This is a genomic window from Dyella flagellata, from assembly GCF_030160275.1.
GTDB lineage: Bacteria > Pseudomonadota > Gammaproteobacteria > Xanthomonadales > Rhodanobacteraceae > Dyella_B > Dyella_B flagellata.
Genome location: NZ_BSOA01000001.1, coordinates 40,759 through 56,210, shown reverse-complemented (window position 1 = coordinate 56,210; position 15,452 = coordinate 40,759). Strand labels below are relative to the sequence as shown.

The window sequence follows — 15,452 nt, the reverse complement described above, 5'->3', positions numbered from 1 at the left end:
AACCACTTTGAGCAACATCATTCCAGGCATTGCGCGCTACCTCAGCAACGACGTGGAAGCGCTCGACGTGCTGAGCCAGAACGTGGCCAATCTGCGCACTACGGGTTATCGCACGGAGCGGCTTGCCACGGATTTCCGTACCGGCTTGCTCGACCACACGCCGACCCTGAGCCTTGCCGATGGCAGCCTTACCTCGACGGGGCATCCCCTCGACCTGGCCATTCGCGGCCCGGGCTTTTTTGTGGTGAGCGTCAACGGCCAGCAGATGCTTACCCGCAACGGCCAGTTCCATCTGGATGCCAACCAGCAACTGGTGGATGCGGCCGGCCACCCGGTAATGGGGCTGTCGGGCCCGATCTCGCTCAATCACACCAACGTGCATATCGACGCCGCGGGCACCATCACCGACAACGGCGATGAAGTCGACACCCTGCAGATCGTCAACATCGATAAGCCCGGCGAACTGCGTGAGATAGGCGACGGGCTGTACAGCTACAGCGGCACCAGTGCCAGCGCTGAGCAATTCCTTGGCCGCGTGCAGCAGGGCGCGCTCGAGCAGTCCAATGTGGACCCCGGCGAGGAAATGGTGCGCCTGATGGCGCTTACCCGCCACGCGCAATCCGTGCAGCGCGCGCTCCAGGCTTACGACGCGGCCTTGCAGCAAGGCATCAACCATATCGGCGACAACTCCTGAGGATACGAGCATGATCGACGCCCTATACATCGCCACTTCCGGTCTGCAGACCGTGCAGAACCAGATCGATACGCTGTCCAACAATCTCTCGAACATGCAGACGCCGGGCTTCAAGGCCAAGCGTGTATCGTTCGGCGACATCGCGGTGATCACCCCTTCGCAAGTGCAGGCAGGCCTTACGCCAGCCCAATCCGGTGCCGGCGCGGAAGTGCTGTCCACCGATGCGGTCTTTTCACAGGGCCAGATGAAACAGACCGGTAACGCCTGGGATATCGCCATCCAGGGCGAAGGCTTCTTCGAAGTGGTCGATGCCAGCGGCAATCATCTGTATACCCGCGATGGACAGCTGCACGTGGATAGCGAAGGCTATGTCGCTGCCGCGGACGGCAGCCGCCTGGCGCAGCAGATCCAGATTCCGCCGGATGCCACCAATATCCAGATCAACCAGAACGGACAGGTCTACGCGCAAGTCGGCGGCAGCCATACGCAAACCTTGCTCGGCACGCTGGAGTTGAGCACGTTCCCGTCGCCGCAGGGTTTGCAGTCGGTGGGCAGCAATAACTTCGTGCCGACGCAGGAGTCGGGCGACCCCAGCGTGGGCAAACCCAACGACAGCGGCATGGGCGCCATCCTGCAAGGATCGCTGGAAGGCTCGAACGTGGACATGGTGAGCGAAATGGCGACCCTGGTGATCGCACAGCGTGCCTATCAGCTCAATGCGCGCGTGCTGCAGGCGTCGGATCAGATCCTCGACACGATCAACAACCTGCGGCAGTAATCATGCGCAAACTGCTGCCCACCGTTTTTTTTCTTGCCATGAATGGGGCTGCGCTGGCTTCGCCGCCACTGCAGACCGTCGCGGCTGTGCGCATCGTCGATGTTGCCCAGGCAGAGCTGGACGCCTGTCTTGGCAGCGACAAGTCGGCGGCACAAGTAGCCGTGGTGGGCAGGCCGGAAGACGTGCAGGTGCTTGCAGGCAAGCTTGCGCTCAAGGCCCGGAAGCCCGAAGGGCGCTGGCCACGTGCTCGCGTGAGCGTGCCGGTGGATGTCGTCGTCAACGATGCCGTGGTGCGCTCGACCACGGTGTGGTTTGCCGTGAGCGTTCAGCATGATGTGTCGACCTATGCATCGGATGCCGCTCTCGGCACGGCAGCGTCGACGCTGAAATTTGCGTTGCACGGTGCGGATATCGCGGCTATGCAAGGCACGCTGGTGAGTGATCCGCATCAGCTCGACGGCATGCGTTTGCGTCATGCCGTGCTGGCTGGCAGTTCCGTAGTGCTTGAGGATTTCGAGCGTATTCCGGATGTCGATCGCCAGCAGCGAGTGGACGTGACGGAGTCGTACGGCGTGATCAGGCTTCAGGCCAAGGGTACGGCGATCGGTCGCGGCAACGCTGGCGACACCGTCTTGGTGCAGATAGATGGCGCCGAAGCGCCGGTGCGTGCGCGTATTACCGACAGGGGAGTGGTGCAAGTTGTCGACTAGATCCTTATTTATAGGCCTGTTCATCGCGTGCATGGGCGTCGTCGCGCATGCCCAGACGTCGTCCGGCTCGATGATCGATCCAGACGCCTACCATGGGCTGGCGGCGGATCGCCGCGCCCATCAGGTGGGCGACACGCTCACGGTGTTGGTGACGGAAACCGCGCGTGCGACGGCAAGTGCCAACACTGATGCAAGCGGCGGCGTGCAGCTGGGCGCGAATGCGTCGTACCGCAATATCGGGCGTAACTATGCCTTGGGCTTGAACGGCGAGGACGCCGGGCAGGGCAACACCACCCGTGCCGGAAGCTTGCAAGCGCAGCTGGCAGTGCGCGTGGTAGGCGTGGATGGCGACGGCATGTTGCGCATCCATGGCGAGCAAACCGTGGAGATCAACGGCGAGAAGCAGCAGTTTGCGCTCACCGGCATGGTGCGTCCGGAAGATATTTCGCCGAACAACACCATTCTCTCCAACCGCATCAGCGAGGCGGATATCCGCTACGTCGGCAAGGGGGACATTTCCACCGCCCAACGCCACAGCATTCTTTACCGCATCACACGCTGGCTGGGTCTGATATGAAACGTCTGCTCGTCTTGTTGCTGCTGCTGTTTTGCGCCGATGTGCTGGCGCAGGGCAACAGCGTACGCCTGAAGGAAATCGCCCGCGTAGAAGGCGTGCGGGATAACGCGCTTGCCGGCTACGGCTTGGTCATAGGCCTGGCCGGCACCGGCGATACCACCAAGAACCGGCTGACGGTGCAATCGGTGGCCAACACGCTCAGCCATTTCGGCGTCAACATCAGCCCGGACGACCTGAACAGCCGCAACGTCGCGGCGGTGATGGTGACAGCAACGCTGCCGGCGTTTGCCGAATCCGGCCAGAAGCTGGACGTGTCGGTGTCCTCACTGGGGGATGCACGCAGCCTCAGCGGCGGTATTTTGCTGCTTACGCCGCTAAATGGTCCTGACGGGAAGCTATACGCGCTAGCGCAAGGTGCGCTTTCGGTCGGCGGCTATCAGGTGCGCGCATTCGGCAGCGTCGATCAGAAGAATCATCCTACGGTGGGTCGTGTACCCGATGGCGCCACGGTGGAACGCGAGGCTCCACTCGGCCTGGGTGAAGGCGGCCGAACCCTGGACGTGGTGCTGTATCAGCCGGACTTCACCACGGCCGAGCGCATCGCCCAGTCATTGCGTAGAAATGCCGGCATGTCGGCCGTGGCCGAGCATGCGGGCAAGGTGCGCGTCACCTTTGCGGCGCCGCCTTCGGATCTGGTCCAAGCGATCTCCATGATCGAGAACGTGCCGGTCACGCCGGATCAAGTTGCCCGCGTGGTCGTCAACGAGCGCACCGGTACCGTGGTCTCGGGCGGTGACGTGCGCCTGGGCGCGGTCACCATTTCGCAGGGCGATCTGCGCATCCAGGTGCAGACCGACTATCTCGTGTCGCAGCCGGACGGCGTGTTGGTGAACCCGTCGCGCAACATCGGCACGGCGGTGGTGCCGCAGGCGAATATCAATGTTCAGGATCCCGAAGCGCGTTTGGTGAGCATTCCCAATGGCGCGACGGTAGCTGACCTGATCGCGGCGTTGCGGGCGATCCACCTGTCCACCCGCGACGTCATCACCATTCTGCAATCAATCAAGGACGCCGGCGCGCTGCGCGGCGAGCTGGTAATTCAATGAGGAGGCAAGCATGGATTTGACCACCGAAGCCTTGCGTTTAGGGCTAAGCATGGCGCGTGTTCGCGCCGAAGTGGCCAGCGCGAACATCGCCAACGTCGACGTGGGTGGCTACCGTCCGCAGCGTGCCGACTTCGCACAGGCGACCGGCTTGCTACGCGAAGCGGCCGAGCAACCGGCGATGGATGAAGGCGAGCTGCGGGCGATCACGCCGCACACGCTTGGTGAATCGGTACGTGCCGCCGACCCTGACTTGAACGCGCCGGTCAGCCTGGACGAGGAAGTGGCGGAGCTGGAAACCGCCAACGTGAACTTTCAATCGCTGACGACGGTGATGTCGCGGCGCTTTGGCTTGATGCAGCTGGCCCTGGCAGGGAGGGATTGAGCATGGTCGTGGATCAGATTTTCACCGCAACGCGCTTCGGCCTGGAATACGAGCGCCTGCGCATCGAGGCGGCCAGTCATAACATCGCCGTTGCCAATACGCCGAACCAGCCCGGGCATCCCGCCCGCCTGATGCGCGTGAGTGCGCCTTATGCCGCGAGCTTCGATGCCATGCTTGGCGAAACCGGCCACAGCGTGCCGTCCCAACCGGTGATGCTGGCGACCGACGCCACTATGCGGGAAGAGCATGACCCTAACGATCCGGCCGCCGACAAGAACGGCATGGTGAGCTACCCGCGCGTGGACATGGTGACGGAAATGAGCGCCTTGATGGATGCGAGCCGTGCCTATGAAGCCAATGTGCGTGCCTTCAACACGCTGCGCGGCATGGCCTTGCATGCGCTGGACCTGGGCGGTGGCGCATGAACGTGATGCCGATCCATGCTGCGTCCATCACACCGATGGAAATCCGACCGCTCGAAATGCCGCAGACGCTGGATGAGACGGCCCAGAAGGGCCCCGCCTTTATCCAGATGCTGGGTTCGCAGGTAAACGAGATCAACGGCAGCCTCGAGCAAGCCGACCAGGCGGCACGTGCGCTGGCGGCAGGCGAGGACATTCCGGTGCACGACGTGATGATTGCCATGGAACACGCACGGCTGAAGTTGCAGCTGGCGGTAGAGGTGCGCAATCGGATCGTTGATGCGTATCAAAACTTGACCAATATGCAGCTTTAAGCGGGACACAGGCACACCTATGCGGCAGTTTTTTGCATCCATGTCCCAGCGCGCGCGCATCACCTTCGTGATCGGCATCGTGCTGATCGCCGGCATCGTCGGCGCCGCTTCATGGTGGATCATGCACCCGCCTTACGGGGTGTTGTTCCGCGACCTGCGCGAAACGGACGCCGCCGAGATCAGCACGGCGCTCGACCAGATGCAGGTGCCCTATCGCCTGGCGGACGAGGGCAAGACCATCCTGGTGCCGGACGCCCAGGTTTACGAGACGCGCATGAAGCTCGTTTCGCAGGGCGTGCCCAAGGGTGGCAGCGTCGGTTTCGAGCTATTCAAGGACTCCGACTATGGCGTGACCGAATTCGCGCAGCGGGTCAACTTCCAGCGTGCCTTGCAGGGCGAGCTTGAGCGAACCATTTCAGCGCTGGATGAAGTGGCCTCCGCGCGCGTGCATCTCACCATTCGTCGCTCGGACCTGTTCGCGCCGGACCAGGATCCTTCCAAGGCCTCGGTCACCTTGAACATGCGTCCGGGCAAGCATCTGGATGCGCGCGAAGTAGCCGGCATCCAACGCTTGGTGGCTTCGGCGGTCGAAGGCTTGTCTTCCGATACCGTGGTGGTGCTCGACGACAAGGGCATGATGCTGTCCGGCTATGCAGCAGCAGGGCAGAACGGTGCGCTCAATACGGCGAACCTGGATGCGCAGTCGCAAATGGAAAACCAGTTGCGCGCACGCGTTGGCGATTTGTTGCACCGGGTGCTTCGCACGGACAATTTCACCGTCTCGGTCAGTGTCAGCCTCAATTACGACCATGTGAAGCAGGTGCGCGAACAACTGATCGGGCAGGGCAAGGACGGCAATGGCCTGCTGGTGCGCGAAAAGATCAACTCGACCGGGCATGCCGGCGACGACACCGATACCGATCACACTAAAGGCAACACCAGCAGCGATCGCGAAGTGGAATACGCGCATGGCCGCGAGCAGGAAGAGGTGGATCAGGCGCCGGGACGGATCGGCCGTATTTCGGTAGGCATAGTCATTCCCGCCACGTTGCCGAGCAGCGAGATCAACAAGCTGGGCGAGGTGGTATCGGCCGGACTTGGGCTGGATGCTTCGCGTGGTGACAAAGTGGATATCGCTGCGATTGCGCCAGCGGAACCGGTCGTGGCCGCAGCGCCCAGCCCGTTGAATGATGCGCTGTTGGCTCATACAGATGCGACTGCGACAACCAGTGCTTCGGCAACCGATGAGGCGGCATCGTCCGCCTTGGCCAGCCGCTACTGGTGGATCTATCCGTTGATTGTCGTGTTGGTGCTGGTCCTGGTGGGGGCGTTGTTAATGGCGATGCGTACCAGCGCACCACGTCGCCTAACCCTGTCGGAGCGCGAAGCGGCGCTGTTGCGTTTGCGGCAATGGATCGAAACCTCCGAGGTGGAGCGATGAATCCGGCCGGTGCCCGCAAGGCCGCGCTGGCGCTGGCCACCATGCATCCGGCCGACCGGCGCTGGATCCTCGGGCGCTTGCCGGAAGACTGGCGTAGCGTGCTGAACCCGCTGATCAACGAAGCCCAGCTTTACACAGCGCTCGATGCGGAACTGTTGCAGGCCGTGCTCGCCGACGAGCCCAGTTATGTGGCGCGCGAAGTTCCGCCGCCGGACGTGTTGATCGTGCTGCTGGATCGCTTGTCACCGGCATGGGCGGCGCGCGTGCTCGCTGCGGCGGCACCGGATCATGCGGAGATTTACCTGGCGGCGTGCGAGAAATCCCGCGCCGCATCGGTGCGGCATGAATTGGATCGCCTGCCCAGCCCGTTTCCGCCGGCCCTCGCGGATGCCGTAGCGCGCTATCTCGACACGTCCGGGCAAACGGGGCGAACGGCTGGGGTTGCACCATGATCCGCCGCTTGCAACAGCACGGGCTGCGGGAAAGCGCAGCGCCACGCTCCATCAGCAACGCGAAGGCGCCGGCGCCTTCGTTGGCGGAAATACCGCCGCAACCGGATGAGCTGGATGTGCAGGCTTATCGCGAGGGTTATGCCGAAGGCTTCAAGGCCGGTGAGGAAGACGGCCGCCGCGAAGCCGAACAGTTCCACCAGGCGTGGGAACAAGAGACGCGCCAACGCCTGGAAGAAGAGCATCGGGCGCTGCGACAGGAACGCGAGCAGCTTGCCGCGTTGGCTGCAAGTTTGCAGAAGCAATTGCGCGCGCAAGGCGATGCGATGGAACAGTTGGCGTTCGAATTGGCACTGAGCAGCCTTGCGCGGGTGGCTGGCAGCATGCAGCAAGATGGCGAGCTGATGCGGCGCCTATGCCGGCAAATGGCTGAGGATTATCGCGGCAAGGCGCTGAAGCTGGAGGTTTCGCCGACCGACAGCGGGCATCTGCCGGAACGTATCGAAGGGCTGGAGCTGGTGGTTGAGCACAACCTGTCGGCGGGGCAGTGCCGTCTCGTCACCGAGCGTGGCTACGCGGAAACTTCCCTGGCGCATCGCTTGAGCGTCATTTACAGCGCCATGCTAGAGACACTGGGACTGGAGAGCCGTGCATGAGCGCGGTGATGACCCTCGACCGCTTCAACAGCGCGCTGGATCGCATGGCGCTGGTGCGGGAGTACGGTCATTTGCTGGGCTTCAACGGCTTGGTGATCGAGGCCAGCGGCCCGGACGTGAAGATCGGCGAGCTGTGCGAGATCGAGGGCGACGCGCGCGCACCCAAGGTAAGCGCGGAGGTCGTGGGTTTTCGCGACGGTAAGTTGCTGCTGATGCCATTCGGGCATTTGCGCGGCGTCGCGGCGGGAGCACGCGTGCGCTCGTTGGGCCGGGCACTGCGTATACCTGTGGCGCGGGCCATGGTTGGGCGTGTGCTGGATGCATTTGGCGAGCCGCTCGATGGCGGCCCGGGCATTGCCGCCGAAGGCTATCGTGAGGTGCAGCCAGCGCCGATCAATCCGTTGCGCCGGGTGCCGCTGGACGAGCCGCTGGAAACCGGGGTGTGCGCCATCGATGGCGTGATGCCGATTGCCAAGGGGCAGCGTGTCGGCGTGTTCGCGGGCAGCGGTGTCGGCAAAAGCACCTTGCTGGGCATGATGGCGCGCCATGTGAAAGCCGACGTGATCGTGGTCGGCATGATCGGCGAGCGCGGACGCGAAGTAGGGGATTTTCTGCAGGAATCGCTCGGGCCCGAAGGGCGCCGGCGCTCCGTAATGATGGTGGCCACGGCGGACCAGCCTGCGTTGGTGCGAACGCATGCGGTGCATGCCGCTCATGCGGTCGCCGAATACTTTCGTGACATGGGGCTGGATGTCTTGCTGATCGTCGACTCGATCACGCGCTTTGCGATGGCACAGCGCGAAGTCGGGCTTGCGGTGGGCGAACCGCCGACCTCGCGCGGTTATCCGCCCTCCGTTTTCAACCTGCTGCCGCAAATCCTGGAGCGCGGCGGGCGCGTGTGCGAGGGTGGCTCGATTTCCGCGATCTATAGCGTGCTGGTGGAAGGCGACGACATGAACGAACCGGTCGCCGACCATATGCGCGCGATCCTGGACGGGCACGTCGTGCTGTCGCGTGAATTGGCGAGCCGTGGCCAGCTTCCCGCCATCGATCTGCTGTCGAGCGTTAGCCGACTTTTGTCGCGCGTGGCGGATGCACGGCAGCAAAAACTGTCGCAACGGGTCAAGTCGATCCTTTCCACCTATGAGACTTCACGCGACCTGGTGGATATGGGCGCCTACCAGGCCGGAGCGAACCCGGCCCTGGACGAAGCCATCGTGCTTCATCCCAGGCTGGTCGATTGCCTGCGCCAGATGCCCGGTCAATCGGCGTCGCTGCGTGAAACCGTCGATAAGCTCGAACAGGTCCTGGCGAACAAGGCGGGGGCGGCGGCGTGAGCGAGCGCAAACAGCATGCCTATGAAGTGGCCTTGCGCATGGCGCAGGTAAAGGAACTGCGTGCCCAGGTGGCGCTGGCCGAGTCCGTCGAAAAAGAGCGGGCCGCGCAGCAGCAGGCGCAATCCATCGCCGACGCGCGGGAAAAAGTATCGCTGGCGGCCCAGTCTTGTGTGGCTGGCGAACGCTATATCGACCTGGCCCGTTACGAATTGCTGACCCAGCTCTCGTCGGTATTGACCAGCAACTTGCAGCTTGCCAACCAGGAAGTTGAGCAAGCCTCGCAGCGACGTGCCGAAAAGGCAGCCCAAAACGTGACTGCGAAGCGCCATCGTGAAAGGGTTCACGAGCATCTGGATGATGTTCGCCTTGCGCTGTCCCATGCGCGAGCCTCCAAGGCGCTGGAAGAGGGCGTAGAACTATGGCTTGAAAGCCGTGGGGAGGCGCCATGACGACGATCTTCAATGTGGTCGACACATCTGCGCAGCTTCTCAAGCGCGAGGAATCCCGCCAGCCCGCGCAGGACTTCGCCCACGAGCTGGCAAAACCGGATGTGCATGGCAAGCAGTCCCCATTGCCCACGCCAAGCCAGACGAAATCCATGGCCAGCGAGGGGTTCGATGTCCGGCAGAGCTTCGAGCCGGCGCAACCCAACGCCGATACTGCAACGAACGAAACGCTGCCACCGTTGCCAATGCAGGATGCCGTGCTTGAGCCAGTGCAGGCAAACCAACCTGTCACCGTAGCGCCTACCGGGGTCACGGAAGCTTTGCTGGAGGCCCGGGTGTTTGGCTGGCATGCCATGGCCCAGGCCTATCTCTCGGAACTGACCGCGGCGGACGCTGGCGTCAAGCAGTCAGGCTCGTGGCAATCGGAGCGAGGTGTCCTAGCCGAGGCGGCGGAGGCGGTGAGTGAACCGCTGGCACTGAATGAAACGGTAGCTGCCGAGCCGGCAGAACCGACCACTGGGACTTCGGCGGTCGATACCTTGCCGGTGCAGTCATTGCTGACGCCGAACGAGGCCACGCCTGCCCATGCCATCGAAGCGACGATGGCCAGCAGTTCCGCACCGGCACTTTGGCCGGAACGCTCGCTGCGCTTCACTCGCCAGCGAGATGGCAGCAGCGTGGCCTGGTTGCGCGATTTTCGCCTCAGCGACAGCGAGGCATCGCATTTGATTCGATGGGTTCTGAGCGACGCTAGGGCAAAAGGCATGGCACTGGGCAAGATCATGTTGAACGGCCGCGAAGTATGGACTTCGCCCCAATTCATTTAAGGAGTACACCATGACGGTGGAAGCGATCGGTAGCACCTTGAGTTCGACGAATGCCACGTCGTTGCCCAATGCTGGCATCAACGAACAGGATTTCATCCAGCTCTTCGTCAGCGAGCTGCAATTCCAGGACCCGATGCAGCCGCTGGACAACAGCCAGTTCCTGACCCAGCTCGCGCAGTTCGTGGGCATCGAGCAGCAAAGCGAAGAGGTCAGCGGCATCAACAACCTCGCCACGCTCGATGCGTCCGACCAGACGGTCGCCTTGCTGTCGCATACGGTGCAGGTCAGCAATGCGGACGGCTCGAGCACGGTCGGCAAGGTGACTGGTATTCAGTACAGCGCGAACGGCGTGCAGCTCACGGTGACGCCGTCGACCGGCAGCGTGCTGACCAATGTGAACTTGTCGCAAGTGACCCTCGTGACGCCATGAGATTGGCCGTAGCCGCCTGCGCCAGCCAAGCCGGCAAAGCGCGCTGAACCCTTTAAGGAGAACTTCATGCCAGGCAACATCATGCAAGCGCTATACAACAGTGTCTCCGGCCTGTTCGGCTTCTCGCAAAACCTGAACACCATCAGCAACAACATCAGCAACATGAACACGCCGGGCTTTCGCGGCAGCGACTCGTTCTTCGAAGACGTGATCGGCGACGACGGCACCAAGATTGCCGGCACGGGTGCGGATACCAGTCAGGGACAGATCGAACAGACCAGCACCAGTACGGATGTCGCTATCCAGGGCGAAGGCTTGTTCATGCTCAAGGATCCGCAAGGCAATCTTTACTACACGCGTTCGGGCCAGTTCGACTTCAACTCGTCGGGTCAGCTGGAAGATTCGGTCAACAAATACCTGGTGCAGGGCTACAGCCCAACCGGCAGCTTCGGCAATATCGACATCAGCAGCCTGAAGACGCTTCCTGCCGTGGCCACCACCGAAGTGGACATGGTCGGCAATATCGTCACCGGCAGTTCGCCAGACACGATCAGCGGCATCACCATCTACGATGCGCAAGGTACGGCGCATACGCTCACCATGGGGCTCACCACGACAACTAGCTCGACGACACCCACTCCGCCAGGCTCCACGACATGGAACGTTACCCTTACCGATGGTAGTGGCGCCACGGTGGGAAGCGGCCAGGTCAGTTTCGATACGACCGGTGCGCCGCAGGCGGGCGCGAACTCGGTCACCATGACGGCCAATCTGGGTGGCAAATCCCAGAGCGTCGTGTTCAATTTCGGTACGCCCGGCAGCTTGAGCGGCGCCACCGGCATTCAGGGTACCAGTACCAGCCTGGCCGCCAAGGTGAAGGATGGTCATGGCGTAGTCGGTCTTTCCTCCGAGTCGTTCGACACCAGCGGCATCTTGCAGCTGACCTATGCCGATGGCTCCACCCACGCCGGTCCGCAGCTGGCGCTAGCTTCGTTTCCGAACGAAGCTTCCATGCAGGAGATCCAGGGCAATCTGTATCTGCCGCCGCAAAACCAGACCGCACAGATCGGTCGTCCGGGTTCGGCCAGCTTCGGAAAGATCGATGGCAGCAGCCTGGAAATGTCCAACGTGAACCTCACCCAGGAGCTGGCAGACATGATCGTGCTGCAACGTGGCTACCAGGCCAGCTCGCGCGTGATGACCGTTTCCAGCGACATGCTGCAGCAGCTTTACGACAGCACGCGCGGGAGCTGATGCATGACGCAAGATGTTCGCTTTGGCTGGCTTGGCCAATCCCGCCGTACGGCCTTGCACACGCTGCTGGCGGGGCTGGTGGAAGATTGGGCGCGCAATTGGTGGATGGGTTCGGCGGAGGGTGCCATCGAGGTGCACGCCGAGGTTACGGAACTCGATCAAGAAAAGCGTTCCATGCCTTGGATATCGACCAGCGATGCGGGAGCGCTGGCCATTTACTCGGCGGGCAAGGATTTCGACGGGCTCGGGCGTTTTCTCGCCGGTGCAAGCGCCAGCACCGACGCGGATGCGGATCTTGTGCACCAGGTCGGTGAGAGTGCTATGACGGATCTTGCCTCCCGCGTGCAGCGCCGTGCCGGTGTGAACAATACCGCGCAATTGCGCAAAGAGAGTGCGCCTTTAAGCGTCGAGCAAGCGCGCTTAGGTGCGTTCTGCGTTACCGCCTCGATCGGACGCCTGACATTGGAGTTGGCGATCGACCGAAACCTGGCGGATCGCCTGGCTCCACCGGCTGCGATTTCCAGGCAATCAGGCCTGGCACAGCGGCAGGCCGCGATCCAGACGGCTTCGTTGAAAATGACGGCGGTGATGGATTTCGGCTCGGTCGACTTGGCGCATCTATCCGATCTCAGCATTGGCGAGGTGCTGGTCGGCGACCGTGGGCTCGATGAGCCCTTGCATCTTCATCTCCAAGGACACGGTGCCATCGCCGCGGGTTTCCTGCGGCGTTCGGGCGAACAACGCGCCGTCGTAATCGACGGGCAAACGTAGGCTGGGATGACAATCCCAGCATTCAGGCCTCGCCAATGATGCTGGGATTGTCATCCCAGCCTACAAATATCCCAAGTATTTAAGGAAAGGCAGTCATGAACGAAATCGTCGTAGCCCCCATCCAATTGGAAGAAACCGCCTACGAACCCGTTGCGGGCGATCCTTTGATCAGGCGCAACCTGTCCATGCTCGGCCACGTGAATGTGCGCCTGGAAGTGGTATTGGGCTCGGCCGAGATGAACGTGGAAAAGCTTTTCAGCCTGGCGAAGGGCGACTCGGTAACGCTGGATACGCATTTGGACGCACCGGTGACCTTGCAACTCGACGGCAAGTCGATCGCGCGCGGCCAGCTGATGGCCGTAGGCGACAGTTTCGGCCTGAAGATTACCGAGATCCTGTGAGCCTGCTGAATTTTCCCGCTGCGCAGTTGGCGCCTGCGGTCATCCCGTATCGAACCGACGCACCGGTCTCGATGGGCACGTTTGCCTTGGCGTTGCTGATAACGCTGTGCCTATTGGGCTTGCTGACGGCGGCATTGCTATACGTGCGCCGCCGGGGCCGGATCGCCTGGCGGGGGACGACGCGTGTGGCTGTTTCACCGGAAGAGGGCATTCAAGTGCGGGCGTCGCGTCGTCTCAGCATGGGTACGACTGCGCACGTGATCAGTTATCGAGGCCAGGCCTATCTGGTCGTGGAGAGCAGCCGTGGCACCAACGCTACGGTAACGCCGGTGGTTCCTCATCAAGCTATCGACGAGGGAACGTCATGATGCGCAGCAAGTGTTTTCTGGCGGTTTTGTTTTTGGCCGGCTTGCTTCTGCCAATGGCAGGGTGGTGCGCGGACCCGATCCAGGATGCCATCGCCCGCGCTTCCAGCGAGGACTACTCGCCTATCCTGCGCTCGTTCCTGCTGCTGTCGCTACTGTCGTTCATTCCGCTGATGGTGATTGCGCTGACTTCGTTCACGCGCATCATCGTGGTGCTGTCGCTGGTGCGAAGTGCCCTGGGCTTGCAGCAGACGCCGCCCAACAGCGTGCTGCTTACGTTGGCGATGTTCCTGACCTTGTTCTCGATGAGTCCAGTGTTCCAGAGCGCCAAGCAGAATGGCCTGGATCCGTATCTTCGGCATGAAATGCCAATCCAGGAGGCGGCAGCCCGCGCGTTCGAACCGTTCAAGCTGTTCATGGTGCGCCAGACGCGCGAGGATGATCTGCTGGCGGTGGTGCGCATGGCCAAAGTACCGCCGCCTAAGTCGGTGCAGGACATCGGCGCCTTGCAGCTTATCCCCGCATTCATGCTGAGCGAGCTGCGTACGGCCTTCCAGATCGGCTTCGTGATCTTCCTGCCGTTCCTGCTGATCGATCTGGTCGTCGCGGCGATCCTGATGGCGCTGGGCATGATCATGCTGCCACCGACCACGATCAGCCTGCCGTTGAAGATCCTGCTATTCCTGCTGATCAACGGCTGGACCCTGTTGGCCCAGGCCCTGCTCAGCGGTTACCACCTCTGAATGCGCAGGCGCTCCAGGTGGAGAGCGACGAGGACATCCTGTGGCGGTGCTGGCAACAGGAGCGCAGTGCCGCAGCACGTGATGCATTGATCGTCCATTATTCGCCATGGGCACGCCTGGTGGCGCGCGATGTCTATCTGCGCGTCTACCTGATGCGCGACTCCTGGCACGACTGTGTACAGAACGCGTTGCTTGGCTTGATGGAAGCGATTGAGCGTTTCGACGTCTCCCGCGGTGTGTCGTTCAAGCCGTTCGCACGGTTACGTGTACGCGGTGCGGTCTTCGACGGCTTGCGCGTATTGCGCAATGTGCACCTGGAGCTTGGCCATGACGCGCCTTATAGAGCCGCGGCGGCGAAGGAGCGAGTCGAATCGTTGCATGAAGAAAGCAATGGAGATGCCCTGGAAGATTTCATAGCGACCACGGTTGGCCTTGGCCTGGGCTTCCTGCTGGACATGCAATCCATGCCGGGCGGCATGCAGCCCGCGGACGCTTACGCAGAGCTGGAGAAGGCGCAATTGAGCGCGGCCGTGTCGGAAAGCCTGGAGCTGCTTACCGAGCGCGATCGGCTGGTAGTGGTGTTGCATTACTACCACCAGTTATCGTTCGTGGAGGTTGCAAAGCGGCTGGGCGTGACGAAGGGCCGGGTCTCTCAATTGCATAAGCGTGCGTTGGAGCGATTACGATGTTGCCTACGCGAACGGGTGATGGCTGAGTTGGCGTAGGCTGTCTCGTTTATAGGCTGCCAAATTTCTGTGCCGAATGGATTGCCATGGATGGCGTTGAACTTCAACAGTGCGGCAAGCTCGTACAACCCCACCCCAACCCTCCCCTGCAAGCAGGGGAGGGAGTTGCAAATCGCGCGGTGTTCGACTTGCTCCCTCCCCTGCTTGGCAGGGGAGGGCCGGGGTGGGGTTGCTTGGGCTTTAGCGCTCAGCCAAATTTCGCCAGATAACGTCAAGCACATCTTCCGTGCGCAGCAACACTTCATCATTCCAGAAGCGCAGGACGCGAAAGCCACGCGCCTCCAATGCGCTGGTTCTGGCCGCGTCATACTCAAGAGCATCCAGATGCTGGCCGCCATCGATCTCCACCACCAGCATGGCAGAGAGGCAAACAAAGTCGACGATGTAGCCGGCGATTGGATATTGGCGCCGGAATTTATGGACTGCCAAATTTTTGTGCCGAATGTGTTGCCATAGATGGCGTTCGGCATCCGTGCTCGCACATCGTAGCTGACGGGCGCGTTTCCATTTTTCTTTCATTGCAGTTATGGGGTCTGGTCGCGAGGTTGTTTTACCCCACCCCAGCCCTCCCCTGCATGCAGGGGAGGGAGCTACATTGCGTAG

General features: G+C 62.0%; 22 protein-coding genes. 21 read left to right on the top strand and 1 reads right to left on the bottom strand.

The genetic code is table 11. The features are described from left to right. The first annotated feature begins 7 nt into the window (after positions 1–7). The 21 genes from QQJ96_RS00285 to QQJ96_RS00185 all read left to right on the top strand — a co-directional run bounded on the left by QQJ96_RS00285 (position 8) and on the right by QQJ96_RS00185 (position 14,828). Positions 8–694, top strand: coding sequence for a flagellar hook-basal body protein (locus QQJ96_RS00285; protein WP_284329876.1), 687 nt, complete (start codon positions 8–10; stop codon positions 692–694). Between the two features lie 10 nt (positions 695–704). After that, positions 705–1,472: a flagellar hook-basal body protein gene (locus QQJ96_RS00280; RefSeq protein WP_284329875.1), complete on the top strand. Its 768-nt coding sequence runs from the start codon at positions 705–707 to the stop codon at positions 1,470–1,472. 2 nt (positions 1,473–1,474) lie between these two features. Further along, positions 1,475–2,182, top strand: a complete 708-nt coding sequence (gene flgA / locus QQJ96_RS00275; RefSeq protein ID WP_284329873.1) for a flagellar basal body P-ring formation chaperone FlgA — start codon at positions 1,475–1,477, stop codon at positions 2,180–2,182. Next, the gene (locus tag QQJ96_RS00270; RefSeq protein WP_284329872.1) at positions 2,172–2,759 is read left to right on the top strand and encodes a flagellar basal body L-ring protein FlgH; all 588 of its coding nucleotides are present in this window, start codon (positions 2,172–2,174) and stop codon (positions 2,757–2,759) included. Before flgA ends, QQJ96_RS00270 begins: the two co-directional genes overlap by 11 nt. Then, on the top strand, positions 2,756–3,865 hold the full coding sequence (locus tag QQJ96_RS00265; protein ID WP_284329871.1) for a flagellar basal body P-ring protein FlgI: 1,110 nt from the start codon (positions 2,756–2,758) through the stop codon (positions 3,863–3,865). Before QQJ96_RS00270 ends, QQJ96_RS00265 begins: the two co-directional genes overlap by 4 nt. A 10-nt stretch (positions 3,866–3,875) precedes the next feature. Further along, positions 3,876–4,247 carry a flagellar basal body rod protein FlgB gene (locus QQJ96_RS00260; RefSeq protein ID WP_284329870.1) on the top strand — a complete coding sequence of 124 codons (372 nt, stop codon included), beginning with the start codon at positions 3,876–3,878 and terminating at the stop codon, positions 4,245–4,247. 2 nt (positions 4,248–4,249) lie between these two features. After that, complete coding sequence (locus QQJ96_RS00255; protein ID WP_284329868.1) at positions 4,250–4,672, top strand: flagellar basal body rod protein FlgC; 423 nt, start codon at positions 4,250–4,252, stop codon at positions 4,670–4,672. Continuing rightward, positions 4,669–4,983, top strand: coding sequence for a flagellar hook-basal body complex protein FliE (fliE, locus tag QQJ96_RS00250; RefSeq protein WP_284329866.1), 315 nt, complete (start codon positions 4,669–4,671; stop codon positions 4,981–4,983). Before QQJ96_RS00255 ends, fliE begins: the two co-directional genes overlap by 4 nt. A 19-nt stretch (positions 4,984–5,002) precedes the next feature. Continuing rightward, the gene (fliF, locus tag QQJ96_RS00245) at positions 5,003–6,424 is read left to right on the top strand and encodes a flagellar basal-body MS-ring/collar protein FliF (protein WP_284329865.1); all 1,422 of its coding nucleotides are present in this window, start codon (positions 5,003–5,005) and stop codon (positions 6,422–6,424) included. Beyond that, positions 6,421–6,876, top strand: coding sequence for a hypothetical protein (locus QQJ96_RS00240; protein WP_284329864.1), 456 nt, complete (start codon positions 6,421–6,423; stop codon positions 6,874–6,876). Before fliF ends, QQJ96_RS00240 begins: the two co-directional genes overlap by 4 nt. Continuing rightward, positions 6,873–7,529: a FliH/SctL family protein gene (locus QQJ96_RS00235; protein WP_284329863.1), complete on the top strand. Its 657-nt coding sequence runs from the start codon at positions 6,873–6,875 to the stop codon at positions 7,527–7,529. Before QQJ96_RS00240 ends, QQJ96_RS00235 begins: the two co-directional genes overlap by 4 nt. After that, complete coding sequence (locus QQJ96_RS00230) at positions 7,526–8,866, top strand: FliI/YscN family ATPase (RefSeq protein WP_284329861.1); 1,341 nt, start codon at positions 7,526–7,528, stop codon at positions 8,864–8,866. The genes QQJ96_RS00235 and QQJ96_RS00230 overlap by 4 nt, the downstream gene beginning before the upstream one ends. Further along, the gene (locus QQJ96_RS00225; RefSeq protein ID WP_284329860.1) at positions 8,863–9,315 is read left to right on the top strand and encodes a hypothetical protein; all 453 of its coding nucleotides are present in this window, start codon (positions 8,863–8,865) and stop codon (positions 9,313–9,315) included. Before QQJ96_RS00230 ends, QQJ96_RS00225 begins: the two co-directional genes overlap by 4 nt. Then, a complete protein-coding gene (locus QQJ96_RS00220) occupies positions 9,312–10,139 on the top strand; it encodes a hypothetical protein (protein WP_284329859.1) in 828 nt (275 codons plus the stop codon). Before QQJ96_RS00225 ends, QQJ96_RS00220 begins: the two co-directional genes overlap by 4 nt. A 10-nt stretch (positions 10,140–10,149) precedes the next feature. Next, on the top strand, positions 10,150–10,569 hold the full coding sequence (locus QQJ96_RS00215; RefSeq protein ID WP_284329858.1) for a flagellar hook assembly protein FlgD: 420 nt from the start codon (positions 10,150–10,152) through the stop codon (positions 10,567–10,569). Positions 10,570–10,635: 66 nt separating this feature from the next. Beyond that, positions 10,636–11,823, top strand: a complete 1,188-nt coding sequence (locus tag QQJ96_RS00210; protein ID WP_284329857.1) for a flagellar hook-basal body complex protein — start codon at positions 10,636–10,638, stop codon at positions 11,821–11,823. Between the two features lie 3 nt (positions 11,824–11,826). Next, positions 11,827–12,594 (top strand): hypothetical protein, encoded by a 768-nt coding sequence (locus QQJ96_RS00205; protein WP_284329856.1) that lies wholly within the window; start codon positions 11,827–11,829, stop codon positions 12,592–12,594. Positions 12,595–12,689: 95 nt separating this feature from the next. After that, positions 12,690–12,995, top strand: a complete 306-nt coding sequence (locus QQJ96_RS00200) for a FliM/FliN family flagellar motor switch protein (RefSeq protein WP_284329854.1) — start codon at positions 12,690–12,692, stop codon at positions 12,993–12,995. Beyond that, on the top strand, positions 12,992–13,363 hold the full coding sequence (locus QQJ96_RS00195) for a hypothetical protein (RefSeq protein WP_284329853.1): 372 nt from the start codon (positions 12,992–12,994) through the stop codon (positions 13,361–13,363). Before QQJ96_RS00200 ends, QQJ96_RS00195 begins: the two co-directional genes overlap by 4 nt. Further along, positions 13,360–14,103, top strand: coding sequence for a flagellar type III secretion system pore protein FliP (fliP, locus tag QQJ96_RS00190; RefSeq protein ID WP_284329852.1), 744 nt, complete (start codon positions 13,360–13,362; stop codon positions 14,101–14,103). Before QQJ96_RS00195 ends, fliP begins: the two co-directional genes overlap by 4 nt. Before the next feature lie 17 nt (positions 14,104–14,120). Beyond that, entirely contained in the window at positions 14,121–14,828 is a 708-nt protein-coding gene (locus tag QQJ96_RS00185) for a sigma-70 family RNA polymerase sigma factor (protein WP_284329851.1), read from the top strand. 201 nt (positions 14,829–15,029) lie between these two features. On the opposite strand, the gene QQJ96_RS00180 is transcribed toward QQJ96_RS00185, so the two are convergent. After that, positions 15,030–15,368 (bottom strand): endonuclease domain-containing protein, encoded by a 339-nt coding sequence (locus QQJ96_RS00180; protein ID WP_284329850.1) that lies wholly within the window; start codon positions 15,366–15,368, stop codon positions 15,030–15,032. Positions 15,369–15,452: the final 84 nt, after the last annotated feature.

Coding starts and splice junctions, on each gene's coding strand:
- fliP (WP_284329852.1), top strand. CDS start 13,360: ATGATGCGCAGCAAGTGTTTTCTGGCGGTTTTGTTTTTGGCCGGCTTG.
- QQJ96_RS00230 (WP_284329861.1), top strand. CDS start 7,526: ATGAGCGCGGTGATGACCCTCGACCGCTTCAACAGCGCGCTGGATCGC.
- flgA (WP_284329873.1), top strand. CDS start 1,475: ATGCGCAAACTGCTGCCCACCGTTTTTTTTCTTGCCATGAATGGGGCT.
- QQJ96_RS00220 (WP_284329859.1), top strand. CDS start 9,312: ATGACGACGATCTTCAATGTGGTCGACACATCTGCGCAGCTTCTCAAG.
- QQJ96_RS00280 (WP_284329875.1), top strand. CDS start 705: ATGATCGACGCCCTATACATCGCCACTTCCGGTCTGCAGACCGTGCAG.
- QQJ96_RS00215 (WP_284329858.1), top strand. CDS start 10,150: ATGACGGTGGAAGCGATCGGTAGCACCTTGAGTTCGACGAATGCCACG.
- QQJ96_RS00210 (WP_284329857.1), top strand. CDS start 10,636: ATGCCAGGCAACATCATGCAAGCGCTATACAACAGTGTCTCCGGCCTG.
- QQJ96_RS00235 (WP_284329863.1), top strand. CDS start 6,873: ATGATCCGCCGCTTGCAACAGCACGGGCTGCGGGAAAGCGCAGCGCCA.
- fliE (WP_284329866.1), top strand. CDS start 4,669: ATGAACGTGATGCCGATCCATGCTGCGTCCATCACACCGATGGAAATC.
- QQJ96_RS00265 (WP_284329871.1), top strand. CDS start 2,756: ATGAAACGTCTGCTCGTCTTGTTGCTGCTGCTGTTTTGCGCCGATGTG.
- QQJ96_RS00205 (WP_284329856.1), top strand. CDS start 11,827: ATGACGCAAGATGTTCGCTTTGGCTGGCTTGGCCAATCCCGCCGTACG.
- QQJ96_RS00200 (WP_284329854.1), top strand. CDS start 12,690: ATGAACGAAATCGTCGTAGCCCCCATCCAATTGGAAGAAACCGCCTAC.
- QQJ96_RS00255 (WP_284329868.1), top strand. CDS start 4,250: ATGGTCGTGGATCAGATTTTCACCGCAACGCGCTTCGGCCTGGAATAC.
- QQJ96_RS00180 (WP_284329850.1), bottom strand. CDS start 15,368: ATGAAAGAAAAATGGAAACGCGCCCGTCAGCTACGATGTGCGAGCACG.
- fliF (WP_284329865.1), top strand. CDS start 5,003: ATGCGGCAGTTTTTTGCATCCATGTCCCAGCGCGCGCGCATCACCTTC.
- QQJ96_RS00240 (WP_284329864.1), top strand. CDS start 6,421: ATGAATCCGGCCGGTGCCCGCAAGGCCGCGCTGGCGCTGGCCACCATG.
- QQJ96_RS00260 (WP_284329870.1), top strand. CDS start 3,876: ATGGATTTGACCACCGAAGCCTTGCGTTTAGGGCTAAGCATGGCGCGT.